The following is a 26,666-nucleotide window of genomic DNA, read 5'->3' on the forward strand; positions in this document are numbered from 1 at the left end:
CCCCTCCAGTTCGAGAACTGGCTGGCTTGTTGGAAACCGAACATTTACCGAATATCGGGGTATGAGATGGGAGTCGCGAACGATTTCGGGTTCGCACCCTCTTTGACCCCGGACTTCGGAAGATTCGGAAGGAACACCCATGCCTCACGAGAAGTCCCACCACGCTCTGAGCGACCCTCTCGGCGACGAGATCGCCGAACTTTGCGCCCACCTCGACGCGGGCCAGTACCGGCTGCTGGCCCTGCTCTACCGCTACGACCGCGCGGAACTCTGGACCGGGTGGCGCTCCTGTGCCCACTGGCTCTCCTGGCGCACCGGGGTCACGCTCGGCCCCGCCCGCGAGCGGGTGCGGGTGGCCCGGTGTCTCGCCTCGCTGCCGCGGACCGCCGCCGAGATGGAGAAGGGGCGGCTCTCCTGGTCCAAGGTCCGTGCGCTGACGCGGATCGCCACGCCCGGGAACGAGGTCCGGCTGCTTGAGTTCGCGCGCGACGCGACGGCGAGCCAGGTGGAGCGTCTGGTGCGGGCGCAGCGTAGTGCGGAGGCCGCCATGGCTGCCGAAGACGGCGAATCCGAGATGTCGGCGCGGCGACACCTGACGGTACGGGTGGGCGAGGACGGCATGTACCGGATCCGGGGCCGGCTCCTGCCGGAGGTGGGCGCCCTGCTCATGGAAGCACTGGACGCGGCCGGGGACGAGCTCTACCGGGCGGAGCGGGCGGCCGAGGCTCCGGAGCCGAAGCTGCCGGCGACGCCGGCGGAGCGGCACCACGACGCGCTCGGGGCGTGGCTGGAGGATCGGACCGACGCGGAGGTGCAGCTGGTCGTCCACACCGTGGCCGTGGACGAGGGCGAGGGCGAGCCGGTGGTGAGCACGGAGGACGGTTCACACGTTCCCGCGGGAACGTCCCGGCGGCTGACCTGCGACCCGGAGGTCGTGGAGGTGACCCGGGGGCTGGACGGCTCGGTGCTGGACGTGGGAAGGAAGAGGCGCACGGTGGGGTGGCGGCTGCGTAAGGCGCTGGACGTGAGAGACGGGGGCTGCCGCTTTCCGGGCTGCGGGTCGCGGTATACGCAGGCACACCACGCGGTGCCGTGGGCCGAGGGGGGCGAGACGGCGCTGGACAATCTGATCCTGCTGTGCCGGTTCCATCACCGGACGGTGCACGAGGGCGGCTGGCGGGTGGAGATGGGAGTGGCGGGTGCGGCCCGGTTCACGGATCCCGCGGGGAGGATCGTGCCGGCGGTGCCTCCGGCGCGGCCCGATGTGAAGGCGCCGCAGACGCCCGACGCCGGGCTCGGGCGCTGGCACCGGCAGAAGGGGATCAACCCCTGGACGTCGACGAGCCGCTGGCAGGGGGACCGGCTGGACCTCGACTGGGCGCTGTGGGTCCTGTGGGGACAGATGGCGGCCTGAGCCTCGGCGGACGTTCCCGCGGGAACATTTCGCCGGGCTAACGCTCCAGGTCGCGGCGGCGGCGCTTGCGTTGGACCCGCCGGAGCAGGAGCGGACTCACGAGGCCGGATGTCGTGCCTCCGATCAGGGCGAGGATCCCCACGGGGCCGGGGTTCGAGAACATCGGTGAGCCGATCTGCGTGTTCATCCACATCCCGAGCGCCGCGAACACGCTCGCTCCGACGATGAACCCGATCCAGGTGAGCCGGATCACGGGCCGCCTCTGCCGCCGCCGGTCGCTAGCCGGATGAGCCGACCGTCGCGATGCACTCGATCTCGACGCGGGCGTCCAGGACGAGGGCACCCACCGCCATGGCGCTGCGGGCGGGCCGATGGTCGGGGAAGAAGCCCATGTACGTGCTGCTCATGTCGCGGAAGTCGGCGATGTCGGCCAGGAACACGGTGCACTTGACGACCTGGTCCAGCGACGAACCGTAGCGCTCGAGCGCGTCGGTGATGTTCCGCATCGTCTGCTCGGTCTCGGGGACGATCCCGCCCTCGACCAGTCCCTCTCCGGGCACGGTGCCGAGCTTGCCGGACAGGTAGAGCACGTTCCCCACTCGAACCGCCTCGGAGAACGGCGAGTTGGGCCGTCCGCCGAGGTACTCGACGGAGTGCATCGTCTCGGCCATCTGGTCGTGCTCCTGCGCTGCGGGCTGCTCCGCGCACGCCAGGGCGCCGCCGAGGGCCAGCGCCGGCCCGAGCCCCAGGGCCGCCGTAAGAAGCTGTTTCCCTGTCATGTGTCCTCCTCTACAGCGTGAACCGTCATGGTGTGACGCGGGTCATCATCCTGGGGAATGCGATCGTCTCGCGCAGGTGGTCGATCCCGCACATCCAGGTCACCGTGCGCTCGATCCCCAGCCCGAACCCGCTGTGGGTGAACGTCCCGTAGCGGCGAAGGTCGAGGTACCAGTCGTAGGACGCCTCCGGCAGCCCTTCCTCCCGAATCCGGGCCAGGAGCCTGTCATGATCGTCCTCCCGCTGGCTCCCGCCGATGACCTCGCCGTACCCCTCCGGCGCGAGCAGATCGTTGCATTTCACGGTGCGGGGATCCTCCGGGTTCTCCTTCATATAGAAGGCCTTGACCCCCTTCGGGTAGTCGAACACGAACAGCGGCTTGTCGCGGCCTTCCACCAGCCGGGTCTCGTCCGTCGCCCCCAGATCCGTCCCCCACTCGATCTTGCTTCCGTTCGCCTGGAGGAAGGCGACGGCGTCCGTGTAGCTGATGCGGTCGAAGGGCGGGGCGATCGCCTCGAGCTTCGAGACGTCGCGGCCCAGGATGTCGAGCTGCTCGCGCTGGTTGTAGAGGACGCGCTTCACGATCCAGCAGATGAAGCGCTCCTGGAGCGCCATGTTCCCCTCGGAGTCCAGCCAGGCGGCTTCGGGCTCCACCATCCAGAACTCGGTCAGGTGCCGGCGCGTCTTCGATTTCTCCGCCCGGAAGGTGGGGCCGAAGCAGTAGACCTTGCCCAGCGCCGCGGCGGCCGCCTCGACGTAGAGCTGTCCGGTTTGCGCCAGATACGCCGTCCCGAGGTCGAAGTACTCGGTCTCGAACAGAGTCCCGGCGGACTCGCCGATGGCCCCCGTGAGGATCGGGGTGTCGACGTGGACGAAGCCCTCGTGATGAAGGAAGGCGTGGATCGAGCGGATCACCTCGTCGCGGACTCTCATGATCGCGATCTGCCGAGGGCTGCGCAGCCACAGGTGCCGGTTCTCGAGCAGGAAGTCGACCCCGTGCTCCTTGGGCTGGATCGGGAAGTCCTCCGAAGGTCCGAGCACTTCGATACCCGAAGCCGTGACCTCGACGCCGGAGGGGGCGCGGGCGTCGGCGCGGACGACACCGGTGACGGCGACGCAGGCCTCGTGCCCCACCGTGGCGAGCCGCTCCCACGTGTCGGACGAGACGTCGTTCTTCACGAAGACGCACTGGACCTCGCCCGTGCCGTCTCTGAGCACGAGGAAGGAGACCTTGCCGCTGGAGCGGTGGCGCCGGACCCAGCCGCGGAGATTCACTTCGTCCCCGACTCGCGCCGGCAACCCGCGTACGGTGGCGGTGTCTTCTCCTACGTGCATGTGCGATTCCATGTGGGGGGTCCGCGCCGGCGACAAGTTGCGGTTCGCTCCGGGACGGAGCAATCGCCCGGGCCTCAGGCGTCGGGACGACTTGGTTCAGCCTACCTGGTAGAGCGCCTCGCGCTGGGCGTAGCGGACGTCGAGTTCGTGCCTCAGCGCGCGGTGGGCAGGCTTCTTGAGTCCCGGGTCGGCGTGGACGATGTCGCGTGCCCGGCGCCTCGCGTCTTCGAGCAGATCGTGGTCGCGGTCCAGCTTGGCGAACTTGAGCAGCGCGGCCCCGTGCTGCTCCCTGCCGAACAGGTCGCCCTGCCCGCGGATCCTCAGATCGTCCTCGGCCAGCTTGAAGCCATCGGAGGCCTTCTCGAAGGCGAGGAGGCGCTCGGAGGGCTCCGCCGTCCCGTGGAAGACGATGCAGTACGACTGCTCGGCGCCGCGGCCGACGCGCCCCCGGAGCTGGTGGAGTTGAGCGAGACCGAACCGTTCGGCGTCCTCGATGAGCATCACCGTCGCGTTCGGTACATCGATCCCCACCTCGATGACGGTCGTCGCGACGAGCAACTGCGTGTCCCCCGCGAGGAATCCGCGCATCGCGTCTTCCTTTTCGGCTGAGGAGAGTCGGCCGTGCAGGAGACGGACGGTGAAGTCGGCGAAGCGGGCCTGCAGACGCTCGAACATGACGGTGGCGGCGCGGGCTTCCAGGGTCTCGGACTCCTCGACGAGGGGGTAGACGACGTACGCCTGGTGACCCTCGGCGAGCTGCTCGCCGAGGAAGTCGAACGCGCCTTCGCGGCTCTCGGGTCCGCGCACGGCCGTCCGGATCTTGCGGCGGCCGGGGGGCAGTTCGTCGATCACCGACAGATCGAGGTCGCCGTAGAGGACGAGGGCGAGGCTGCGAGGAATCGGTGTCGCCGACATCACGAGCGCGTCGGGCGCCTGGCCGCTCTCGCGGAGCTTGCGGCGCTGCTCGACGCCGAAGCGGTGCTGCTCGTCGATGACGACGAGACCGGGGGACGCGAAGTCGACACCGCTCTGGATCAGCGCGTGGGTGCCGACGACCAGCCGCGCGCGGCCGTCTCCGATACGCTGGAGGGCGTCCTGACGGGCCTTGCCGGTGACCGATCCGGTGAGGAGCACGGGCTCTACGTCCAGCGGTCGGAGCAGCTCGCCGAGGGTGCGCTGGTGCTGCTCCGCCAGCAGTTCGGTCGGCGCCATGATCGCGGCCTGGTGTCCAGCCTCGATCGCCTTGAGCATGGCGAGGGCGGCCACCACCGTCTTGCCGCTCCCCACGTCGCCCTGGAGCAACCGGTTCATGGGCATCGGGCGGTGCATGTCGGCTTCGATCTCGGTCCAGCTCCGCCGCTGGGCGCCGGTGAGCTGGAACGGGAGCGCCTTCAGCAGGGCACGGGTGAGCGTGGGGGGGGCGTCGAAGGCAACGCCGCGCACCTCGTGCCGCAGGCGGGCCCGCGCGCGGGCGTGGAGGAGCTGGAGGAAGAACAGCTCCTCGAAGGCCAGACGCCGCTGCGATGGCTCGACCCGGTCGATGCCGGGGGGGCGGTGGAGCGTGCGGAGGGCTTCGGCGAGGGGCGGGAGCGACAGATGCTTCAGCCAGGCGCGCGGGATCGGGTCGTCATCCCCCAGTTCGGCGAGCAGGCGGGAGAGGTTGAGCTCGACGACCGCCCGGACCTGCCGGTGCGTGAGGCCCTGCGTGGCGGGATAGACCGGGAAGACGCGGCCCGCCGCAGGCCGTTCGCCGGACGCGCCGCCATCCGTGCCGCCATCGTCGGACGCGCGCGCCAGCACGGTGTGCTCGCGGGGCTGGAGCTGCCGGCCGTGATAGAAGCGCACGGGCCCGGCGGCGAGCAAGAGGTCTCCCTTGTCGATCGTGCGGTCGAGCCACGGCCGCCCTGGCCAGGCACACTCGATGTGCCCGCTCTCGTCCCGGAGCACGGCCCGGAACACCCGCAGCCGGCGCCGGGTGGGGATGACGCCCTTCGAGACGACCCGGCCGATGACCGTTGCGTCCTGGCCCACCTTCAGATTCGCGATGGGGTCGACCGTGGTGGCGTCCTCGTAGCGGTACGGGAGGTGATAGAGAAGGTCGCTCCCGGTGTGTACGTCGAGCTGGGCGAAGCGCTCGGCCCGCTTCGGGCCCACGCCCTTCAGGTACTGCACCGGCCCCCGCAGAATCGATTGCCCGGGCGTCACGAGGTCACGCGTCCGCGGCGAGGATCTTGTCGAGGTAGCGGTCGGGCGAGAATCGCTCGAGGTCCTCCGGCGACTCTCCGACCCCGAGGAAGCGGACCGGCACGGAAAGGTCGCGGACGACCGCGACGACGGTGCCCGCGCGGGCCGTGCTGTCGAACTTGGCGAGGACGAGGCCGGTGAGGTCGAGTGCGGCGCCGAACTGTCGGGCCTGGTTCATCACGTTCTGTCCGGACGTGGCGTCGACGACCAGCAGCCGTTCGTGCGGCGCCCCATCGACCTGGCGGCCGAGCACGCGGTCGATCTTGACTAGTTCCCGCATGAGGTCGCTCTGGGTGTGCAGTCGGCCGGCCGTATCGACGAGGACCCAGGACGTTCCCCGGGCACGCGCCGCCGCCACCGCATCGAACGCCACCGAGGCCGGGTCCGCCCCGGCCGTCCCGCCGACAAACTCGGCGCCGAGGCGCTTGGCCCACGCCTGCAGTTGCTCCTGCGCGCCGGCCCGGAAGGTGTCGGCGGCCGCGAGCAGCACTCCTTCCCCGCCCCGCTGCAACCGGGCGGCAAGTTTGGCGACGGTGGTGGTCTTGCCCACTCCGTTCACGCCGAGGACGAGGACGACGGCGGGCTCCGTTCCGGCGTGGAGCAATCCCGCACGCCCCGCGGCCGGTGCGCCGGGATCGGCCGACGCGAGGACCGCGGCCAGGCGGGCGCGGAGCACGTCGCGCAGATCGCTCTCGGTGGCGATGGCGCCGCGACTCGCCGCCCTTTCGAGATCGTCCACCAGTTCCATGGTGATGTCGACCCCGAAGTCGGCTTCGAGCAGCACTTCCTCGAGCCGTTCGATCGCATCGCCGTCCAGACCGCCCTCGACGAGCGTCTTCACATCTGTGAAGGCGAAATCGACGATCCGGCGCCACAAGCCGCGCTTCGGGCGGCGCAGGGTGCCGGTCATCGGAGCCCGATCCGGTGGCGCCAGACCCATTCGACGCAGAGGAGGAGGACAGCGAGAAGGAACGGCCACACGGGCCTCGGCGGGCGAACGTCCATCGGCGGCCTGGACGCGACCTGCGGCTCGATGTGCAGGAGTTCGGAGGCGGGGCCGGGCATCAACTCGCGGGGATCGGGCGTGACCTCGAATGGCCTCCGTAGTTCGACAGGACCATCGGGGCCGGTGGCCGCCACGATGGCTTCGTACCGTCCCGGTGGCAGGGCCGGCCCGACGATTTCCGGCGGCGGTTCGGCGGCGGAATCGCTCCACACCTCCGTGCCCTCTTCGTCCAGGAGACGGATCGACAGGTCGGTGGAGCCGGGGCGGAGCCGCCAGACCGGCGGCCGCCCAACCGTCGGCGAGCGGACGAGCGAGGCGAGCCGGGGCGTGGCGTCTTCGACCAGCCACCCGACGATGCCGCTGAACACGCCCTCGTAGACGCGTCGCGGCTCGTCTCCTCGGAGCGACCATCGCCACCAGCCTGAAGCCGCGGCAAGCGCCCAGCGGCGCGCGCCATCCTCTCCCGCCGTAAGCAGCGGTCGTCCCTCTCCGCGGCGGTTCCGGTGCGCGTTGATCACCGACCAGCGCCCCGCCGGTTCGACCGCATAGAGCTCCCGGACGGGCGGAAGAAGATCCAGGTCCGCCTCCGCGAGCAATGCCGAGGAGGGGCTGGCCGGCACCGGGCCCGCGGGATACCACTCGCCGGGCAGCGGGCCTGTCATCCGGGCGCCCACGCCCGGTACGTCGCCCGGCCCCTCGGTGAAGAAGAGCGTCCGCGGGTGCGCTCGCAGCGCTCCGGCCAACCAGGGCGGGATGTCCTCGGGAGCGCCCTGTACGGCAAGCAGCCGGGAGCCCTGCACCGCGTTCCGCACCCGCGACTCGTCGACGATCCGCGGGCTCGCGCCCATCTCGAGGAAGCGCCCGTCGATCAGCCGCAGGTAGCCCCGCGCTCCGCCCAGCACGAGCCGGTCGAGTGCGGGGACGAGGAAGCGCGCCTCCCAGTCGGGGACCATCGACACGAGCACCGCGCCCGCGGCGGACTCGGAGATCTCTATCCAGGCGCCGGCCCGGCTGGCGACGCCGAAGGGGTCGGGCGGATCGGTCAGCACGGCCTCGTAGCGCCGCCAGGCTGGTCGGTCGCCTTCGTTCCGCGGGACGAAGGCGAGTTCTGCCCGGCCGGTCCGCCCGGGAGCGGGGCGAGGGGCCCGCCCGGCCGCGACCACGTCTCCGTCCCGTTCCAGCTGGACGCTCACGCTGTCGGGCAGCCCGCCCACTCCTGCGCCCACCTCTCCGCCCGCCCGGAACTCCAGCGTGACGCGGACCGTGTCGCCCGCCCGGGCCCGGTCCGGTGCACGCAACCCCGCGAGGCCGACGCGGAGGGGTGGCGCGGCCACGCGAAGTTCCCGCACGCCGAGGCCGAGATCCTCAGCCGTCCCGGCCGCGGCTTCGCGGTCGGTCAGGTCACCGTCGGTGAGCACCCACACGCTGTCCGCCCCACCCAACCGCGCGGCCTCGAGCGCCGGCTCGAGACGGCTCGCGCCGTGGTCGGCGGCGACCGCGTCCAGCGAGTCCAGCCGCGAGGGCACCGGGCTGTCCCCGAACAAATAGATCCGGTCGGGCATCAGCTCGGGGAGCACGGCCAGCGCCGAGTCCAGTCGCATGCGTGCCGCCGGATCTCCCGCGCGAACGGGCAGCGCCATGCTCCCGGAAACATCGAGCAGCACCACGCGCTCCGGCGCCCCGACGCTACCTCCGCGCAGTGCGGGAAGCGCCAGGCCGCCGAGAATCAGGAAGATCGCCGCCGCGCGCACGGCGGCCGGGCCACCCCGGCCCGCGACGCGCTCCTCGCGCGTGCCATAGGCCCAGCCGGCGATCGCGACTGCGGCCAGCCCGACCAGAAGCCAGAGGCCGGGGGTCAATCCTGTGTGCGGCGCGCGCGCTGCCCGGGCTGAATGGGCATCGGAATGAGTCGAAGCCGCGTCAGGACGGCCTCGCGCACGGCCGCGAACTGTCCGCGCAACTCGGCGGGAACCGGCTCGGCTCTGGGCAACTGCAGCCGCGCCGGGTTCACCTGCACCCCGTTCCGCAGGAACTCGTAGTGCAGATGCGGCGCGGTCGCGAGCCCCGTGGCGCCCACGTATCCGATCACCTGCCCCTGCTCCACCTGGGTCCCGGCCCCCATACCCCGCGCGATGCCGCTCAGGTGCGCGTACCGGGTCCGGATATTGTTGGCATGACGGACTTCAACGGCTCGGCCGTAGTTGCCCCACGACCCTGCGCGGCCAACGCGGCCAGCGCCCGTCGCGCGCACCGGAGTGCCTCTGGGCGCCCCATAGTCGACGCCGAGATGCGGGCGCGTGCGCTTCAGGACCGGATGGAACCGCCTCAGGTTGAACCCGCTCGTCACGCGGGCGATATCCAGGGGCGCGAGGAGGAACTGGCCCCGCACCGCCTCCCCCGACGCATCGAAGTACTCGACCCGGGCGAGCGGATCGGGCTGGAATCGGACCGCGGTCAGCGTACGGCGATCGTTCCGAAAGTCGGCGGCGAGGACGCTGGCGCTACGCACCGATCCATCGGGGCGCACTTCCCGCGCGATCAGAATCCGGTATGCGTCGTTCCTGCGCAGATCCCGCCAGAAATCGATCTGCCAGGCGAAGACCTGCGAGACCTGGTACGCGACATCGAAGCGCGCTCCGTCACCCAACCGGTCCACATCACCCGACATCTCGGCGTCGAACAGGTTCGTCTCGATGAGCCCGGCGAGCAGGACGGTGTCCCGGATGATGGCGACCGAATCCAGTCTCGCCATCCATGCCGCGGCGACCCCGCCTTCGGACCAGAGGTGAAGTGTTCGGTCACGGTCGAGTTGGACGAGGATGCGGGCCGGGGGCTCGCCGGGCTGCCGCACGAAACGAATCTCGGTCCCGGGTCGCAGCCGCCGCGGGCTCTCGAAGGCCCCCATCGCCTGCACGATCCGGTGCGTTTCGCTGCGGTCGAGCCCATGGTCTTCGAACACACCTCCCAGGGTCTCGCCGCGGCCGAGCTGATGCACCAGCGTCTCCGGAGCGGGAGGCGTCGGCACTTCGACAACCTTGATCTCTTCGGCTCGCGGGGCGCCGGGACGGAAGGCGATCCATGCGATTGCGGAAAGGCCCGCGAAGACCGCTCCGGCCGCTATCAGACGTCTTGTATTCAAGCGCGCTCAGTCCATCTGCCGCCGTATGAACGTCGGGATCTCGAGATCCTCGAAATCGGGGCGGGCATCGACCCACGACTCCTTGCCGTTCTGCCCCGCCGCCGCCACTTCATCGGCCGCCTCGTCGACTTCCGGCTCGGCCTGCTCCTCCGCCTCGAGGATCCGGGGCCCTTCGTACCTCGATCCGATCACGACCCTGCCGGAGGACGGTACCGGTGCGACGCTCTCCATCGGGAGCGGCCGCTCGCCCTCTTCCTCCGCCTCTCCGAAGCCGGTCGCGATCACGGTGACACGCAGTACACCCTGGAGCTCGGGGTCGTGCACGACGCCGAAGATCATCTCGCCCTCTTCCCCGGCGGCTTCCTGAATGATCGAGTTGATGGTCGTCACCTCGTCGATCGTCATGTCCGGGCCGCCGCTGATGTTGATGAGGACGCCCGTGGCCCCGTTGATGGATACGTTGTCGAGCAGGGGCGAGCAAATCGCCTGCTGCGCGGCTTCGACGGCCCGCTCCTCCCCGGTTCCCTCCCCGGTTCCCATGAGCGCGGCGCCGCGATTCGACATCACGGTCCGGACGTCGGCGAAGTCGACGTTGACCTCGCCCGTCACGGAAATGAGGTCCGAGATGCCCTGCGTCGCCTGCAGGAGCACTTCGTCCGCCTTCTTCAGCGCATCGCGGAACGTCATCTCCTTCCCCACCACCGCGAGCAGCCGCTCGTTCGGCACGACGATCATCGTGTCCACGGCGCGGCGAAGCTCCCGGAGCCCGAGTTCGGCATGCCGCATCCGCTTCTTGCCCTCGAACAGGAAGGGCCGGGTGACGATCGCGATGCAGAGCGCTCCGATCTCACGCGCCATGCGGCCGATGACCGGAGCGGCGCCCGTTCCGGTGCCCCCGCCCATCCCCGCCGTCACAAACACCAGGTCCGCTCCAGCGATCGCGGCGTGCATCTCATCTACGCTCTCCGCAATCGCCTGTCTTCCGATCTCGGGTCGGGCGCCGGCACCCAGACCACGCGTGAGTTCCTTCCCGATCTGGACCCTCAGATGCGCACCGGAGCCGTGCAGCGCCTGCGCGTCCGTGTTGACGGCGATGAACTCGACCCCATCGAGTCTCTCGTCGATCATGCGGTTCACGGCGTTTCCGCCGGCCCCGCCTACACCCACAACCTTCATTCGCGCGTTGCGCGCGACACTATCGTCGAATTCGAATACCATGTGTCCGCTCCCTCCCCGTCAGAAGAACTCCCGTAGCCACCCTCCGACCCTCGCGAACGCCCGGGTCGCTCCCACAAACCCGCCGGCGGGGGCGCGCGTCGCGCCGTAAAGCGTCAACCCCACCGCCGTGCCGTAGGATGGAAGCGCGACGCTGTCCGCCATGCCGGTGATCCCGAGCGAAGGAACGCCGATCCGCACCGGCAGGTTGAAGACCGACCGGGCCAGATCGTCTGTGTGCGCGAGCGAGACGCCGCCTCCGCTCAATACGATCCCCGCTCCCAGCCGGTTGAGTGTACCACTTCCGTTCAGCTCGTCGTAGACAAGCCCCAGAATCTCGTCCAGTCGCTGTTCGATAATGTGCGCCAGCAGCTCGCGCGACACCCGGCGCGCGCCCCCGTGGCGAGCGCCCGACACGTCCAGCAGTTCCCTGGAATCGACCGCATCCCGCCGCGCCGATCCATACCGCTGCTTGAGCTGCGCCGCCTCGTCCTCGTGAAGCCCCAGGCCGCGGGCAATGTCCCTCGTCACGGTCCCGCCCCCCCAGGGCAGCGTCGCGGCGTGGAGGATGCGGTGTCCCCCGTATACGAGGACGTCGGTGGTCGCGCCGCCGATCTCGACGAGGGCCACTCCTTCTTCGCGCTCCGAGTCATCGAGTACGGCGAGCGCCGTGGCCAGCGGGGCCATGACCAACTCGTCCGGACGATATCCCGCCCGATCGATCACTCGGGAGAGGTCGCGGCAGATCGCCATGTCGGCCGTCACAATGCAGATATCCGCCTCGAGGCGGGTGGCGGACATCCCCAGGGGGTCCCGAATCCCGTCGCGGCCGTCGACCGAGTACTGCTGGGACAGGGCGTGGATCAACTCGTGGCCAGGCGGGATCGGGACGGCACGGCCGACTTCCTGGACCCGTTTCACATGGGCCTGGGTCACTTCCGAGCTGGAGACGGAGAGTACGCCCTTCGATCGCGAGGTTCGGACGGAGCCGCTGGGTACGCTGACGTAGGCGGCTTCCACCTCTCGGCCGGCCATCGCCTCGGCCTGTCCCACGGCGGCGCGGACCGAGCGGGTCGCAGCGTCGACATCGGCGACGGACGACCCGTTCATGCCTTCGGAGCGCGAGACTCCGAGTCCGAGGATCTCGAGAGGGTCGGTGCGTGCCCGCCCCGGATGCACGGCAACTACGACCGCACAGGTCTTGGTCGATCCCACGTCCACCCCGACAAGGCTCCCCGCCCCCTGGATCATCTCGCCTCCGCACGCGTCAGGACAACTTGGCCTTTGAAGCGCGCGTCCGCACGTGCGACGCGGTGATCTTCGATCTGTCCGAGCGCGACGGAGACCCGGTCGAGCGCCCGAAGGGGAGCCTCCCGAGGGAGCAGCACGACGTCCGCCTCGGCCCCCGGAAGGAGAAGGAACCGGTATCCACCCTCGGGGGCCGTAGTGATTTCCGAAACGAGCGACATGAACTCCCGCCTGGTTCGATCCAACCGCTGGAGTGTCGCGATGAGTTCTCGTATCTCCGGGTCGGTCACGAGGTTCCCGTCTGTCTCGACGGGGCCGCGGACGATGGGGAGATCCAGCGGCCCGGAAGACGGATCGAGCGGGAGCAGGTAACCGTCGCCGCTCACCGGACGCAGCTCGGGCGTTGCAACCAGCGCGATGGGACGTTTCTCCACCACCGTGATCTCGAGAGTGTGGAACCCCTGCCGGCGAGCTGTCGCCTCGCGGACCATGGGGTGTGTGCGGGCGCGCTCCTCCCACAGCCCGTGATCGTCCCACACCGATGCGTCGGGGGCCACCGCGACGATCCTCCTGATGTCTTCCGGCTGGACGTAGTTCGTTCCGACCACCTGAACGTCGGCGATGTAAAAGGCGGGGAGCGTGGCCAGGAGTCGGGGGACCCAGACAGGCACCGAGAATCCGATCGCGCCGGCCAGCAGGACAACGAAGAGTTTCCGGCGTCCCCGCCGCGTCAGCCGCCGGGAGCGCGAGGTGCCGCCCTCATCGCCCTCATCGCCCGCGGAGGGAGTGAGATCATCGGGATCCCACACGGGCGAGATCACGCGGCCCCCACGCAGGCCAGTTGCTCGGGCTCGAAACCCCAGAAGTGGATCTCGGGCTCGAGGGCGACGCCGAGCTGCACCAGCGCGCGGCGGCGGGTTTCGGCCATCAGTTCGAGCACGTCATCGGCGCTGGCGGCTCCCAGGTTGACGATGAAGTTAGCGTGCCGCGTGGCTACCTGGGCGCCGCCGACGCGCGCGCCGCGCATGCCCACCTCGTCCACGATCTTCCAGGCGGGCGGGTGCGGCGGTCCGGGGTTTTTCCACGTGGACCCGACCGAGGGCAGCTCGTATACCTGGTCGCGCACCTTTCGTTCGCGGAAGTTCAGGTGCGCCTCGCGGATCGCCGCAGCATCCCCCGGGGTCGCGCTGAAGCGCGCCCGCACGAACACCCAGTCGGGCGGTACGTCGACATGGCGGTAGGCGGGCGTCGCGTCCTCGGGTCGCAGCCGCACGAGTTCGCCGCCGGGCGTCACGACCTCCGCCCATTCGACACGGTCCCAGAGCCAGTCCTCTCGCGAGCCGGCGTTCATGCGCAGGCCTCCGCCGAGCGTCCCGGGCACGGCCTCGAGGAAATGGAAGCCGGCGCGCCCGGCGCGGCGGGCGGTGCCGGCCAGCGCGGGGAGTCGGGCGGCGGCCCGGGCCTCGATCGAGTTCTCGCCGAGTCGGATGGCGGAGAACTCGCCGTCGAGGACGAGAACAGGCTCCGCGGTCCCGGCGTCGCCGATGAGGACGTTGGCGCCGGTGCCCAGCACGCGATACCCGCACCCGGCCGTGTCGCGCAGGGCATCGGTGAGCTCCCGCAGCGAGTGTGGCCGTGCGAGCCGCGCCGCGGGTCCGCCGATCCCGTACCGGGCCAGCGGCCCCAGCGGGACATCACGCTCCCACCGCATCGCCCGCTCGCCGTTGGACCGCCGCGTGCGCGAGGTCGGTGACATCGCCGGCTCCCATGAAGACGAGAACTGCCTCGCCCTCGCCGCAGGTCGGCGGTACGAGATCGAGAGCGGCCCCTCGATCAATGAGCTTCGCGGCCGAGCCCGACGCGCCCGTGATGAGGCTCGCCGTGACGCCGAGGATCGGCGCCTCGCGGGCGGGATACACCGGGAGCACGCGGGCCTCGTCCGCCGCGGCCAGCGCGTCGGCGAACGCCTCGGCGAAAGCGCGCGTCCTCGTAAACAGGTGTGGTTGAAAGACGACCGTCAGCCGGGCGGCGGGGTGTGCCTGCCTGAGTGCCGCGATCGACGCCGCGACCTCGGTCGGGTGATGGGCGTAGTCGTCGAACACCTTCAAGTCCGGCCACTCGGCGAGGCACTCGAGGCGGCGGCCCACGCCACGGAAGTTCGCCAGCCCGCCGGCCGCTGCGCCTGGATCACCCCCCACCTGGACGGTGGCGAGGAAGGCCGCGGCGGCATTGAGCTGGTTATGGCGCCCGGGCACCCGGAGCGTGATGTCGGCAACGCCGTCGGGCCAGGTGAAACGGCAGTCGCGGGGCCCGGTCGCCTCGATCCGGCACCAGGCTCCCTTTTCGAAGCCGTATCCGCACCCGAAGCCCGCCGCCTCGGCCAGTCCTCGGGCGCCTTCATCGTCGTGACAGTAGATGAGGCCGCCGGCGCGGCGCGCGCGCTCCGCAAACTCGGCGAAGGCGGAGCGCAGGCTCGCGTAGTCCCCGTAGGTGTCCAGATGCTCTGCTTCGAGGGAGCTGACCACGGCGACGGTCGGTCGAAGTTCGAGGAACGAGCGGTCGAACTCGTCGGCCTCCACGACCGCGGGGCCGCGACCCAGGCGGACGAAACCGTCCCAGGCGGGGACGTGGCCTCCCACGAGGACGAGCGGGTCGATGCCCGCGGCGGCGGCGGCGTGCCCGGCCATGGCGGTGATGGTCGTCTTCCCGTGGGTCCCGGCGATCCCGACCAGCGTGCGGTCGTTGAGCAAGGCGCCCAGCGCCCGGGCGCGGCGCAGGACGGGGACGCCTGCCGCCTCCGCACCGGCCACTTCCGGTACGTCGACCGGCACGGCTGAACTCCTCACGAGCAGGTCCGCACCGGCGACGTGCGCCGCATCGTGCGCCCCCGCGACCCGGATGCCGCGGGCGGTCAGGTCTCCCAATGCATCGGCTGGGCCCCGGTCGCAGCCGCTCACGACATAGCCGGTGTGGTCCAGCAGCAGGGCCAGACCGCGCATGCCCGCGCCGCCGATCCCCATGAGGTGTACGCGCGCCCCGGGCGCGGGGAGGTCTGCGGTTCGCGCCAGCCGGGGAGCACCCGCCGCGGCCCCGATCATGCGGCGGACCGATCGAGAAGGAGCAGCATTTCACGCGCGATGGCGAGCGCCGCATCCGGCCGGCCCCGGCTTGCTGCCGCCTCCGACATCCCGGCCAGACGCCCGTCTTCGGTGAGGATGTCCCGGCAGGTCGACCACAGTTCGCCGGGCTCGAGTTCGCCCTCCTCGCGGACCTCGGCCGCGCCCGCCCGGGCCAGCGCCCTCGCGTTGGTCAGCTGATGTCCGCCGGCCGAAGTGGGGAGCGGCACGAGCACGGCCGGCCGGCCCGCGGCGCACAGTTCCGCCAGGGACATCGCGCCTGCCCGGCACAGCGCCAGCGTCACTCCGCCGAGTTGCCGGCCGAGATCGTCGATGTAGGGCACGACATGAATCCGGTCGGCGAACGGAAGCCTCGACACCCGCGCCGACAGGTCGGCGGCATGGGCGGGGCCCGCGATCCAGACCACGGACACGCCGTCCGGCCAGCCTGCGGCGTCGCGCGCCGCCCATTCGAGGTCGCGCAGGAAAGCCCGGTTGAGGCCGAGCGCCCCCTGGCTTCCGCCGAAGACGAGGAGGTTCCTGCCGGACGGCCATGCAAAGCCGGTGTCGGTCCCGCGGCCCACGCCGGGGGTGACGGGATTCCCCAGCGCGCAAAGCCGGGTCCGGTCGCGCACCCTCAGCCGGGCCTCGGCTTCCGGATAGCCCAGGTGGATCTGGTCGACCCCGGGCGCCATGAGTCGCGTCACGAGCCCCGGGGCCGCGTTCTGTTCCTGAATCGCCGCGGGGACGCGGCGCAGACGAGCGCAGGCGAGGGCCGGCCCCGAGACATACCCTCCGGTCCCCACCACAAGCCCCGGGTCGAAGTCGCGAAACGCACGGCGTACCCCGGCCAGGACAACGGGCGCCGAAGCGAGCAGGCGCCAGTTGCGCCACGGCCGATGCCGGTACAGCGGCTGCAGCGGCAGCAACCGGAACTCGTACCCGGCGTCAGGCAGCACTCGCGCCTCCAGGCCGCGCTGCCCCCCCAGGAACACACACTCGATCTCCGGCGCCAGCCGGCCGAACGCGTCGGCCAGGTTGAGGGCGGGATACAGGTGGCCCCCCGTGCCGCCCCCCGCGAGCAGGATACGAGACGCGGCCATGCGTCAGCATCTCCGCCGCGAGGCCACGTTGAGCAGCACGCCCGTGATCGCGAGCGCGGTAACCAGCCCCGTGCCACCCGCGCTGATGAAGGGAAGGCTCACCCCTGTCGTGGGCAGCAGCCCCATCGTGATCCCGATATGGCCGAACGCCCCGATCGCCACGATCGCGGTGAGCCCGATTGCGATGAGGCGTCCGAACAAGTCCGGGGCCGATCTCGCGATCCGCAGGCCCAGGTGCGTCCAGACCAGGAAGAGCACGAGCATCGTGACGGCGCCCACGAACCCCCATTCCTCGGCGATAATCGGGTAGATGAAGTCGTTCTGCGCCTCGGGCAGGTAGTGCAGCTTCTGGGTACTCTCCCCGTATCCCGCGCCCAGCACGCCGCCCGACCCGATCGCGATCTGCGCCTGCTGGAGCTGGTAACCGGCGCCGGACGTATCGGCCTCGGGATCGAGGAACGCGAGAATCCGCGTGAGCTGGTAGCTGTTCGAACGCACGAGCCACCACAGCGCCGGCCCGATCGGCAGGGCCAGCACCAGGAAGTGCCGGATCCGCATTCCCGCCGCAAACAGAACCGTTGCCACAAGCGCGGCGGTGATCAGCGTGGCCGAGAGATGGGGCTCCGCGGCGATCAGTACGAGCACCGGCCCGAGGATGAGGAGGAACGGAAGCACCCCGCCACGAAAGCTCTTGAGCGCGCACTGCTTGCGGACGGCGAGCGCGGCCGTCCAGAAGACCACGGCCACTTTCGCCAGCTCGGAAGGCTGGAAGGTCGCCGGCCCGAGCATCAGCCAGCGACGCGACCCGTTTCGCAAGGGCGCGATCTCCGACGTCCCGGGGAGAATCACGACGAGGAGCAGTGCCGCAACGACCAGCAGGATCGGCCATGCCAACCGCTCGTACAGGCGGTAGTCGACGAACGTCGCCACGATCAGCGCCACAGCTCCGATGGCGGCGCGGGCCAGCTGGCTCATCAGCACGTGGTTGCCGGGCAGGCCGCTCTGCTGCGCCGAGAACGAACTGGCGGAATAGACGGAGAGGAGCCCGAACACGACGAGAACGAGCGTGATCCCGAGCAACGCGTGCCGCACCCAGGCCGGCGAACCCGCGGATTCCTGGACGCGCGGCAGTTCCCATTCGAGGGCGTGATCCGTCATCCGCCTCCCCCTTCCGGCTCCCCGGCGCCGTATGACTCGACCACACACCGTTCGAAGGTCCGGCCCCGCGTCCGGTAATCCGGGAACATGTCGTAGCTGGAACAGGCGGGCGAGAAGAGGACGACATCCCCCGGACGGGCGGCGTTCCGTGCCAGACGCACCAGCTGCGGGACGCCGCCGGCGACGTCGATCGGCGCCGTGTCCCCGAGTTCACGTACGATCTGCGGGGCGGCTTCTCCGAACGCGATCACGGCACGAGCGTTCTCCCGCAGCGCGGGAATGAGCGAGCGATAGGACTCGCCCTTGTGCCGACCCCCGAGAAGTGCGACGAGAGGCCTGTGGAACGCGTTGAGGGCGACCTTGGTCGCGGAGACGTTCGTCCCCTTGGAATCGTTGATCCAGAGCACATCCTCGAACTCGCCCACTCGCTGCAGGCGATGCGGCAACCCCTGGAAGGAGGCGAGTCCGGCACCGATCGACGCGGCGTCACAGCCGACGAGGGCCGCACCGAGGCCGGCCATGAGCGCGTTCATGATGTTGTGAGCCCCGACCAGTTGCAGTTCCCCTGCCGCGATCCAGGTCTCCGGCGCCGCTTCCGCTTCGAGCCGCTGAACGAGATTCCCGGCCTCGTCGAGCCATGCACCGGGCCCCTCGTGCGTCTCGATCGAGGCCAGGTATCGCCGGCCCGCGGTCGTACCCGCCATCGCGAGCACTTCGCTGTCGTCCCCGTTCAGCACCCACTGACTGTCGGCGTCGGCATTCGAGAACAGACGCGCCTTGTCCTCGTAGTAGTGCTCGAGACTCGAGTACCAGTCGAGGTGGTCGGGGGCGAGGTTCACCAGCAGGCCGACCGTCGGGCGGAAGGCACGGAGATCGGCGAGCTGAAACGAACTGAGCTCTACCACGACCCAGTCGGGCTGCCGCGCCATCATGGGGACATCGGAGAGAGGCCGTCCGATGTTGCCCGCCGTGATCGCGTTTACGCCGGCCTGCTGCAGGAGATGCCCGCACAGCGCGGTCGTCGTCGTCTTGCCGTTCGTACCCGTGATGCCGATGACGCGCGACGTCAGGTGCCGGTACGCGATTTCGATCTCGGCCACGGTGGGGACGCCGGCGTTTGCCACGGTCCGCCGGATCTCCGCACTGGGTGCGATGCCGGGGCTGGTGACGACGAGGCGCGCGTTGAGAATGCGTTCCACGTCGTGCCGACCCACTTCGGCCGCGATCCCTTCGGCCGTGAGCGCTTCTACAGCCTCCCGCTGCCGGGGGCCCTCGAACGCGTCGCTCGCATAGACATCCCCTCCCAGAGAATGCACCAGCCGGGCCGCCGCGGTTCCGGACACTCCGAGTCCAAGGACGGCTACGGGATCGCCGGGGGCGAAGAGCGGGAGACGACCGTTGCGTCCCATCAGCGGATCTTCAGCGTCGCGAGGCCGACGAGCGCGAAGATGACGCCGAGAATGTAGAAGCGCGTGACGACGCGCGGCTCGGGCCAACCCAGTTTCTCGAAGTGGTGGTGCAGCGGGGCCATGCGGAGGAGGCGGCGACCCTCTCCCCAGCGCCAGCGGCTGAACTTGAACCAGCCGATCTGCAGCATGACCGACAGCCCCTCGAGGACAAACACGCCGCCCACCAGGAGGAGCAGAAACTCCGACTTGAGGAGCACGGCCACGGCACCGATCGCGCCCCCGAGGGCCAGGGCGCCGGTGTCGCCCATGATGACCTCCGCGGGATGGGCGTTGAACCACAGAAACCCGATCGCCGCCCCCGCCAGCGCGGCGCAGAACACCGACAATTCGCCCGCCCCCTCCAGGTACAGCAGTCCGAGATATGCCGACATATCCACGCGGCCGATCGCGTACGCGAAAGCACCGAATGTGAGGGCCGCGATGGCGGCCAGCCCCGTAGCCAGGCCGTCGAGTCCATCGGTCAGGTTCACGGTGTTCGCACTCCCGGCGACGACGACGGCCACGAAGAGCGGGAACAGGGCGGGCGCCAGGACGACCGTGAGATCCTTGAAGAACGGCAGCATGGTCTGGGTCGCGCCGTAGGTCGATGGGGGCTGCCAGAGGAGGAAGCCGCCGAGGGCGAGACCGAGCACGAACTGCCAGATGAGCTTGTACCGCGCAATGAGACCGCGGGAATGATGGCGCACGATCTTGAGGTAGTCGTCCATGAACCCGATCGCGCCCATCCAGGCGGTGACACCGAACACGATCCACACGTACGTGTTGTCGAGGCGGGCCCACAGGAGCGTAGGCAGGAGACAGGCGGTGAGGATGATGAGGCCGCCCATCGTCGGGGTGCCGGCCTTCTTCAGATGCGTGGCCGGGCCCTCCGCGCGGACCACCTGACCTATCCCGTGCCGGCGCAGCCGGGCGATCACGCCGGGGCCGACCATGAACGCGGTGAGCAGCGCCGTCACCATCGCCCCCGCCGCGCGGAAGGAGATGTACTGGAAGACGTTGAACAGGATATGCTGGTCCGCGAGCGGAAACAGGAAGTGGTAGAGCATCAGGTGCGGCCTCCGAAACGGGCCTCCAGGTCATCGATGACCCGCTCGAGCCGAGCGCCACGCGAGCCTTTTACGAGCACCACTTCATCGCCGGCGAGGGCTTCACCGAACGCCGCTATGGCCGTTGCGGGATCCTCTGCCCGGATGACCGAGCGGGCGGACGCACCGTCGAACGGGACGCTGCGGAACAGGCCGGTCGCGGCGATGACGTCGAACCCCGCCGCCTGCAGTTCATCTCCAATGTCCCGGTGGGCGCGGGCCTCCTCCGGGCCGAGTTCGAGCATGGAGCCTGCGAAGACGGCGCCTCGGCGGCCGTGGAGCAGACGGCGGACCTGCGCGATCGCCGCTCGAAACGAGTCCGGGTTGGCGTTGTAGCAGTCCGCCAGGACGGTGAGTCGGCCGATGCGCCGGATCGCGCCTCGCATGCCGAGCGGCTGGTAGCGGGACAGCCCGCGGGCGGCCGCGGCGGGCGGGACCTCCAGCGCCTCCGCTACGGCGGCGGCGATCAGGGCGTCCCGCAGGTGGTGTTCGCCCCCCACGCCCATCGAGACGCCCATCTCACCCCGCCGGAATTCGATCCGATCCGGCCCGGCCACATACTCGTCCGGCGCAAAGTCGGCTCCCGGCCCGATCCCGGCCACTATGGCGTCGGCCCGATGCGCGCGGGCGGCCGCCGGCAGCACGTCGGGTTCCTCGCCGACGATCAGCGCGCCGCGTCCCGAGGCCCCGTGCGCCAGCCGCATCTTTTCACGCAGCACCCCGGTCACATCGCCGAAAAACTCGAGGTGCGCGGCCCCGACCGTGGTGATGACGACGTGATCGGGACGCGCGATCTCCGCGATCCGACCGATCTCGCCCGGCTCGCTGGCACCGACTTCGAGAACCCATGTATCGGCGTCGGGAGGCGCACGGAGAATGGTGAGCGGCAGCCCTACCTGGCTGTTGAGGTTGCCCTCGGTCCGATAGACGCGTCCCACCTCTGATAGCGCGCAGGCGACCATCTCCTTGACGGTCGTCTTGCCCGAACTCCCGGTGATCGCCACGACGGTAGCCGCGGAATCCCGCCGGGCGCCCGCCGCCAGATCCCCGAGCGCCTGCAGAGGATCCGGTACACTGAAGTACTCCAGGGGCAGCGCGGGGTTTTCGCGGCCCGCGCGTACGATGGCGCCCGAGGCGCCTCGGGCCGCCGCCTGGGGGAGAAAGTCGGCGGCATCGTGCCGTTCACCCGCGAGCGCGACGAACAACTCGCCTGGCTTGAGCGTCCTCGAGTCGGACGATACACCTGCGTACGCGCGCTCCTCGCCGTCCTGCGCCCCGAGACCGAGGGCACACCGGATCCTGCCGGACCGCAGGGTCGGGAGATGTGTTGCCGCGCTCACGCCTGCCCACCGTTCGAGTTCGTGGGGGACCCGAGAATCTCGGCCACGATCCGACGCTCGTCGAACGGGAGCGTCTCGCCACCGATGACCTGAACCGTCTCATGCCCCTTCCCGAGGAGCGCGACCGCGTCGGTCGGCCCGGCTTCGGCGATCCCCCTCGCGATCGCCTCGCGGCGGTCTACGACGATTTCGTACGCGTCGGCCGGGAGGCCCGCGACCATCTCCCGGCAAATCTGTTCCGGATCTTCCGAGCGTGGGTTGTCGCTGGTCACGATCGCGACATTGGCCAGCCGGGCCAGGATGCGACCCATCTGCGGCCGCTTGCCGCGGTCGCGGTCGCCACCGCAGCCGAGAAGCGCGATGAGTCGGCCCGGCACGATCGCCCGCAGCGTGGAGAGCGCTCGCTCACAGGAATCCGGGTTGTGCGCGAAATCGCGGATCACCAGGACGGGCTCCCGCGAAAGCACCTCCATGCGTCCCGGAACCGGAGGGGCAGCGGACAACCGGGCGGCGATTCGCTCGGGCCGCATGCCGAAGCCGTAGGCGATGGCGGCGGCCGCCAGCGCATTCCGTACGTTGAAGTCCGCCGGGAGCGGCAGTGAAACCGGCGCCGCCTGATCACCCACCCTCAGGTCGAAGCGGGAGCCGCCCGCAGAGAGGACGAGTCGGTCCGGCCACAGGTCTGCCGTCGGCGCAAGCCCGTAGCGCAGCGTCGTCCCGCTCACCGGAGCGATACCCTTCCAGGCGGGTTCATCGTCGTCGACAGCGCACACCCCGCCGGGCGCGAGGAGCTCGAGCAAGCGGAGCTTGGCAGCCCGATAGGAGGCGAGATCCGCGTGGTAGTCGAGGTGCTCGCGGCTGAAGCTCGTGAAGGCCACTGCCTCGAAGGAGAAGCCAACCGCGCGCCGCTGGTCGAGCGCGTGCGACGAGACCTCGAGCGCGACCGTTTCAGCTCCGCTCGCCCGCAGCTCGGCGAGTTCGAGCCCCAGTTCGATCGGATCGGGCGTCGTCAGTTTCGGCATCCCGACCTCGCCGTCGATCGAGACTGCGCCCAGCGTGCCCAGAGCCGCGGCGGGGGCGGCATCGGCCAGGACCCACCGTGTGAGCCACGCCGTCGTCGACTTCCCGTTCGTGCCCGTGATCCCGATCAGGCGTAGAGCCTCACCAGGGTCGCCTGCGAAGAGCGCGGAGAGATGGGAAACGGCCGCGCGGGCGTCGCGCACCACCAATTGAGGGATGTCGTGCGCCGTGAAGCGTTCGACGACAGCCGCCGCCGCCCCCGCGCGTGCTGCGGCCCCCACGAACGCATGACCGTCGACACGCGTCCCCGGGATCGCGCAGAACAGGTCGCCGACTCCGACGAGGCGGGAATCGGAGCGAAGGGCCGGGAACGCCGCCGGGCGTGCGCTGCGCCAGCGCGGCTCCAGCCCCGCGCGGGCCAGTCGACGCTCAACCTGCTCGCTCGTGGTGATCTGCTCCGTCAAGGGCCGACACACCGGGCCGGGGTCCATGATCGATCGGTCGCGTACGGCCCGACCGAACGGCCGCGCCCGCGGCTTACGTCTCCTCGACCTTGTATCCCCTGAGACCCGCCTTCGTTCGCGTTCGCCTGCTTGCCGAGCCCGACCGCCGGGTCGACTCGGCGCGATCGGTCTATTTCAGTACGACGATCTCGCCCCGAGCCAGCTCACGGCCGGCGACCGGGCTCTGTGCGGCGACGACGCCCTGTCCCCGCCATTCCACGCGGAGGCCGAGTGCGTGCAGTTGCGCGGCAGCCGCGCGCGCGGACAGTCCGGCCAGATCCGGAACCGCGATGACTGGTTCGGCGGTGCCGCCTGCCGCCGTCCACATTTCCGTGCCGCCGCTGGCTGCCAGGATGACCGGTCCCGCCTGCGTTCCACGGGCCGGGCGACCCGACCACGGACGCGGCCGGGCGTCCGAGACGACAAGGCGCGGATCGAGCTGAACCCCGTCCGTCGCGAGCGCTGCTTCGAGCGCCGCCTGACTCGTCGGGGCCGCGATCGCTCCCCCGTAGTAGACCCCTCCGGTGGGATCTTCGAGCCGCGTGAGGATCACGATCCTCGGATCGTCCGCCGGAGCGAAGCCGACGAACGAGGCGCGGTAGCGGCCCTGCGCATATCGGCCGTTGACGGCGAGGCGAGCGGTTCCGGTCTTACCGGCCACCGCGAACTGGGCCATTCCGGCCAGCGTTCCGGTTCCATCGCGGACGACTTCCTCCAGCACGCCGCGAACCTCGGCGGCCACCTGTTCAGGGATCACCCGCCGCACAGGCTGCGGAGCGAAACGCTGGACGACGTGTCCCGACGGATCTCGAACTTCCCGTACGAGACTGGGCCGCATGAGGACGCCGCCGTTCGCAATCGCACCGTACGCGGAGGCGAGCTGCAGCGAGGTGGCCGACATCTCATACCCGATCGCATGAGAGGCCGGGCTTAGCGATGTCCACGATTCCGGCCGACTCAGCCGCCCCGGCGATTCGGCGAGGTGCCCCAGCTGCGTCCGCATGCCGAACCCGAAGTCCCGCAGGTAGCGGTGCTGGACGGCCGGTGTCAGCCGCTCGGCGAGCTTCGCGGCACCCACGTTGCTCGACTTGGAGATGATCTGCCGAACCCTGAGCGTGTCGTAGCCGTGCACGTCGGTGATCACGCGGGAACCGCTGTACAGCGTACCACCCTCGACATCCACGATCTCGTCCAGGTCGACGACGCCCTCGCTCAGCAGCGATGCGAGCAGGAACGGCTTCATCGTGGACCCCGGCTCGTACGGATCGGTGAGGGCGGACACCTGGTCCGGCGCCCCGTCGCTGCGCTCGCTCGCCACCGCAAGGATCTCGCCCGTGCGCGGGTCGAGGAGGACCATGTCGCCCCCGCTCGCCCCGGTCTTCGTCAGGGCTCGCGCAAGTTCGTTCTCGGCGATCCGTTGCAGTTCGGCGTCGACCGTGAGCACGACGTCGTGCCCCGCCACGGCCTCGATCACCTCTCCGCCGGGCGGGCGATAGGCGTTCCGGTGGCCATCCACCCGGACCTCGGCTCGGCCGGGTATCCCGGCGAGCCAGTCGTCGAGGTCGGCTTCGAGGCCCGTGCCTCCCCGCCCGTCCGCCCCCACGGCGCCGATGAGCCGACGGCCCATGCTTCGTGGATAGTCTCTCGCGGGCCGGCTCTCGAAGTGTACCCCGTGTCCGATCGTCCGCTGCATGCGCACGCGCTCTTCGTCACTCACATCGCTCGCCACCAGCGACCACCCGCCGACGGCCTCGGCGATGGCTTGCCGGCGCTCCGCGGGCACGGGGACAACCGCCGCCACGGCCTCGATCGCCTCGGCCCGCTCGAGCGTCAACTCATCGACGGCGAGGAAGGCCTGGTAGCGGGTGTCCGGCGCCGCGAGCACACGACCTCGCCGATCCAGAATCCGGCCGCGCGGAGCGGGCAACAGCTCCCACTCGGCGCTCTGGGCCAGCTGCTTCTCCCGGTGCGCGTCACCCTCGATGATCTGCAGTTCACCCAGGCGCACAGCGTACGTCACGGCGACGAGCGTGATCCCGAACCCAAGTACGCGCTGCCGGATACGGTGGGTACGCGCGAGGGCCGCACCCTGCGCGTCCCCCGCCGCCTCCTCCACCTGCGTGGCGCTATGAATGCCGAACCGCGTCACTTGTCCCCTCCCTCGGTGGAGACGTCCGTCCCCTCGCCGTCCCGCGAACTCGCCGCGTCGACCTGCAGCAGTTGTTCTTCCACCGCCCGGTGCAATCCGAGCATCTCCGCCTCGCGCTCGATCCGCGCCGGCGTCGTCAGTGAGTCAACCCGGGCGCGTTCCACATCGATCCGATCTCCCGCGATCCGAGCCTCCGCTTCCAGCTCGCCGAGCTCGGCCGTGAGCCGCCGCCCGTCCTCACCGCGCTGGACCACGGACGCGAGGGAGGCCGCCAGCGCCAGAACCGCGACGCCAGCGGTCATCCACCGCAGGAGCGTCCGGTGCCGAACCCTGCGCGCGCCCGCATCCTCGTCACCCATTCGCCGCGCGTTTCTCCCACGCTCTCAACCGTGCGCTGCGGGCCCTGGAGTTCCGGGCCACTTCCTCCTCCGAGGGTCGTAGCGGCCGGCGCGTCACGATCCGTCCCAGCGACACTCCCCGGCACCGACACTCCGGCAGACCCGGCGGACAGAGACAACTCGCGGCCCAGTCCCGAAACATCCGCTTCACCACCCGGTCCTCCAGGGAGTGGTACGAGAGGACCACCAGCCGCCCGCCCGGGGCGAGCCGGCCGCGGATCCCGTCGAGCGCCTCGCCGAGCGCGGCCAACTCGTCGTTCACTGCGATCCGCAGAGCCTGGAACAATCTGGCCTTCTGCTTCTCCTGCGCCGGACGACCCAGCACCGCGGACAGCACGGCCACGAGGTCGTCACTCGTGCTGAAGGACCGGATCTTCCTCCGCCTCACCACCTCACGCGAGAGCGCCCGCCACCTGCGCTCTTCCCCATCACGGAAGACCCGGCCCAATTCATGTTCGTCCGCCCGATTCAGCAGCTCCGCGGCGGACCCTCTTGCGCGCGCCTCATCCATTCGCATCCCGAGCGGTGTGCCCGGGCGGAAGGAGAATCCTCGCGCCTGTGTGTCGATCTGGTGCGACGAAACACCCAGGTCCATCAGGGCGCCCGCCACGCCGTCCAACTCCCCGTCGAACTCCGGGCGACCCACGTCCCTGAAGTTCGCGCGTATCAGCCTCACTCGTTCGCCCAGCGGTGCCAACCGCCGCTCCGCGGCCTCGATCGCTTCCCTGTCCTGATCGATCCCGACCACGCGCACGGCCGATCCTGCTTCCAGCAACCGGATCGCATGCCCCGCACCACCGATCGTCGCATCGAGGAAGACGCCTCCCCACTCCGGGCGAAGTATCCGCAGCACTTCGACCGGCATGACCGGCGTGTGCTGGAACGTCTCCTCCGTCACTCCGTCGGCACCCTCGACTTCCCCCACCGTGCCGTGATCGGACAACCCG

Annotated in this window: 22 protein-coding genes; 1 reads left to right on the plus strand and 21 read right to left on the minus strand. The window is 70.2% G+C overall.

The features are described from left to right. Positions 1 to 139: 139 nt before the first annotated feature. A complete protein-coding gene (locus ACN9M6_RS01540; RefSeq protein WP_419161155.1) occupies positions 140 to 1,414 on the plus strand; it encodes a DUF222 domain-containing protein in 1,275 nt (424 codons plus the stop codon). A 37-nt stretch (positions 1,415 to 1,451) separates the two neighbouring features. Here ACN9M6_RS01540 and ACN9M6_RS01545 read toward each other — a convergent pair whose 3' ends face one another. The 21 genes from ACN9M6_RS01545 to rsmH all read right to left on the minus strand — a co-directional run bounded on the left by ACN9M6_RS01545 (position 1,452) and on the right by rsmH (position 26,662). Beyond that, positions 1,452 to 1,667 (minus strand): hypothetical protein, encoded by a 216-nt coding sequence (locus ACN9M6_RS01545; RefSeq protein ID WP_419161156.1) that lies wholly within the window; start codon positions 1,665 to 1,667, stop codon positions 1,452 to 1,454. Between the two features lie 25 nt (positions 1,668 to 1,692). After that, the gene (locus tag ACN9M6_RS01550; RefSeq protein WP_419161157.1) at positions 1,693 to 2,193 is read right to left on the minus strand and encodes a RidA family protein; all 501 of its coding nucleotides are present in this window, start codon (positions 2,191 to 2,193) and stop codon (positions 1,693 to 1,695) included. Positions 2,194 to 2,218: 25 nt separating this feature from the next. Beyond that, entirely contained in the window at positions 2,219 to 3,526 is a 1,308-nt protein-coding gene (gene asnS / locus ACN9M6_RS01555) for an asparagine--tRNA ligase (protein WP_419161158.1), read from the minus strand. Positions 3,527 to 3,622: 96 nt separating this feature from the next. Continuing rightward, positions 3,623 to 5,731 (minus strand): ATP-dependent DNA helicase RecG, encoded by a 2,109-nt coding sequence (gene recG, locus ACN9M6_RS01560; RefSeq protein WP_419161159.1) that lies wholly within the window; start codon positions 5,729 to 5,731, stop codon positions 3,623 to 3,625. Between the two features lie 4 nt (positions 5,732 to 5,735). Next, positions 5,736 to 6,680 (minus strand): signal recognition particle-docking protein FtsY, encoded by a 945-nt coding sequence (gene ftsY / locus ACN9M6_RS01565; protein ID WP_419161160.1) that lies wholly within the window; start codon positions 6,678 to 6,680, stop codon positions 5,736 to 5,738. Next, positions 6,677 to 8,635 (minus strand): vWA domain-containing protein, encoded by a 1,959-nt coding sequence (locus tag ACN9M6_RS01570; RefSeq protein WP_419161161.1) that lies wholly within the window; start codon positions 8,633 to 8,635, stop codon positions 6,677 to 6,679. The genes ftsY and ACN9M6_RS01570 overlap by 4 nt, the downstream gene beginning before the upstream one ends. After that, positions 8,632 to 9,915 (minus strand): M23 family metallopeptidase, encoded by a 1,284-nt coding sequence (locus tag ACN9M6_RS01575; RefSeq protein ID WP_419161162.1) that lies wholly within the window; start codon positions 9,913 to 9,915, stop codon positions 8,632 to 8,634. The genes ACN9M6_RS01570 and ACN9M6_RS01575 overlap by 4 nt, the downstream gene beginning before the upstream one ends. A 6-nt stretch (positions 9,916 to 9,921) precedes the next feature. Further along, positions 9,922 to 11,133 (minus strand): cell division protein FtsZ, encoded by a 1,212-nt coding sequence (gene ftsZ, locus ACN9M6_RS01580; RefSeq protein WP_419161163.1) that lies wholly within the window; start codon positions 11,131 to 11,133, stop codon positions 9,922 to 9,924. An 18-nt stretch (positions 11,134 to 11,151) separates the two neighbouring features. Further along, positions 11,152 to 12,381, minus strand: coding sequence for a cell division protein FtsA (gene ftsA, locus ACN9M6_RS01585; protein ID WP_419161164.1), 1,230 nt, complete (start codon positions 12,379 to 12,381; stop codon positions 11,152 to 11,154). Next, the gene (locus ACN9M6_RS01590) at positions 12,378 to 13,199 is read right to left on the minus strand and encodes a cell division protein FtsQ/DivIB (RefSeq protein ID WP_419161165.1); all 822 of its coding nucleotides are present in this window, start codon (positions 13,197 to 13,199) and stop codon (positions 12,378 to 12,380) included. The genes ftsA and ACN9M6_RS01590 overlap by 4 nt, the downstream gene beginning before the upstream one ends. After that, complete coding sequence (locus ACN9M6_RS01595) at positions 13,196 to 14,134, minus strand: FAD-binding protein (protein WP_419161166.1); 939 nt, start codon at positions 14,132 to 14,134, stop codon at positions 13,196 to 13,198. Before ACN9M6_RS01595 ends, ACN9M6_RS01590 begins: the two co-directional genes overlap by 4 nt. After that, positions 14,073 to 15,476: a UDP-N-acetylmuramate--L-alanine ligase gene (murC, locus tag ACN9M6_RS01600; protein ID WP_419161167.1), complete on the minus strand. Its 1,404-nt coding sequence runs from the start codon at positions 15,474 to 15,476 to the stop codon at positions 14,073 to 14,075. Before murC ends, ACN9M6_RS01595 begins: the two co-directional genes overlap by 62 nt. Then, on the minus strand, positions 15,473 to 16,597 hold the full coding sequence (locus ACN9M6_RS01605) for a UDP-N-acetylglucosamine--N-acetylmuramyl-(pentapeptide) pyrophosphoryl-undecaprenol N-acetylglucosamine transferase (protein ID WP_419161168.1): 1,125 nt from the start codon (positions 16,595 to 16,597) through the stop codon (positions 15,473 to 15,475). Before ACN9M6_RS01605 ends, murC begins: the two co-directional genes overlap by 4 nt. Positions 16,598 to 16,600: 3 nt before the next feature. Continuing rightward, positions 16,601 to 17,755 carry an FtsW/RodA/SpoVE family cell cycle protein gene (locus ACN9M6_RS01610; RefSeq protein ID WP_419161169.1) on the minus strand — a complete coding sequence of 385 codons (1,155 nt, stop codon included), beginning with the start codon at positions 17,753 to 17,755 and terminating at the stop codon, positions 16,601 to 16,603. Further along, complete coding sequence (murD, locus tag ACN9M6_RS01615; RefSeq protein WP_419161170.1) at positions 17,752 to 19,164, minus strand: UDP-N-acetylmuramoyl-L-alanine--D-glutamate ligase; 1,413 nt, start codon at positions 19,162 to 19,164, stop codon at positions 17,752 to 17,754. Before murD ends, ACN9M6_RS01610 begins: the two co-directional genes overlap by 4 nt. After that, on the minus strand, positions 19,164 to 20,270 hold the full coding sequence (mraY, locus tag ACN9M6_RS01620; protein WP_419161171.1) for a phospho-N-acetylmuramoyl-pentapeptide-transferase: 1,107 nt from the start codon (positions 20,268 to 20,270) through the stop codon (positions 19,164 to 19,166). Before mraY ends, murD begins: the two co-directional genes overlap by 1 nt. Beyond that, entirely contained in the window at positions 20,270 to 21,649 is a 1,380-nt protein-coding gene (locus ACN9M6_RS01625) for a UDP-N-acetylmuramoyl-tripeptide--D-alanyl-D-alanine ligase (RefSeq protein WP_419161172.1), read from the minus strand. The genes mraY and ACN9M6_RS01625 overlap by 1 nt, the downstream gene beginning before the upstream one ends. Next, entirely contained in the window at positions 21,646 to 23,133 is a 1,488-nt protein-coding gene (locus ACN9M6_RS01630; protein WP_419161173.1) for a UDP-N-acetylmuramoyl-L-alanyl-D-glutamate--2,6-diaminopimelate ligase, read from the minus strand. Before ACN9M6_RS01630 ends, ACN9M6_RS01625 begins: the two co-directional genes overlap by 4 nt. 169 nt (positions 23,134 to 23,302) lie before the next feature. After that, positions 23,303 to 25,321, minus strand: coding sequence for a peptidoglycan D,D-transpeptidase FtsI family protein (locus ACN9M6_RS01635; RefSeq protein ID WP_419161174.1), 2,019 nt, complete (start codon positions 25,319 to 25,321; stop codon positions 23,303 to 23,305). Continuing rightward, positions 25,318 to 25,680, minus strand: a complete 363-nt coding sequence (locus ACN9M6_RS01640) for a hypothetical protein (RefSeq protein ID WP_419161175.1) — start codon at positions 25,678 to 25,680, stop codon at positions 25,318 to 25,320. The genes ACN9M6_RS01635 and ACN9M6_RS01640 overlap by 4 nt, the downstream gene beginning before the upstream one ends. After that, a complete protein-coding gene (gene rsmH / locus ACN9M6_RS01645; protein WP_419161176.1) occupies positions 25,673 to 26,662 on the minus strand; it encodes a 16S rRNA (cytosine(1402)-N(4))-methyltransferase RsmH in 990 nt (329 codons plus the stop codon). The genes ACN9M6_RS01640 and rsmH overlap by 8 nt, the downstream gene beginning before the upstream one ends. Between the last annotated feature and the right edge of the window lie 4 nt (positions 26,663 to 26,666).

The sequence above is a fragment of the Candidatus Palauibacter sp. genome, assembly GCF_965197445.1.
GTDB lineage: Bacteria > Gemmatimonadota > Gemmatimonadetes > Palauibacterales > Palauibacteraceae > Palauibacter.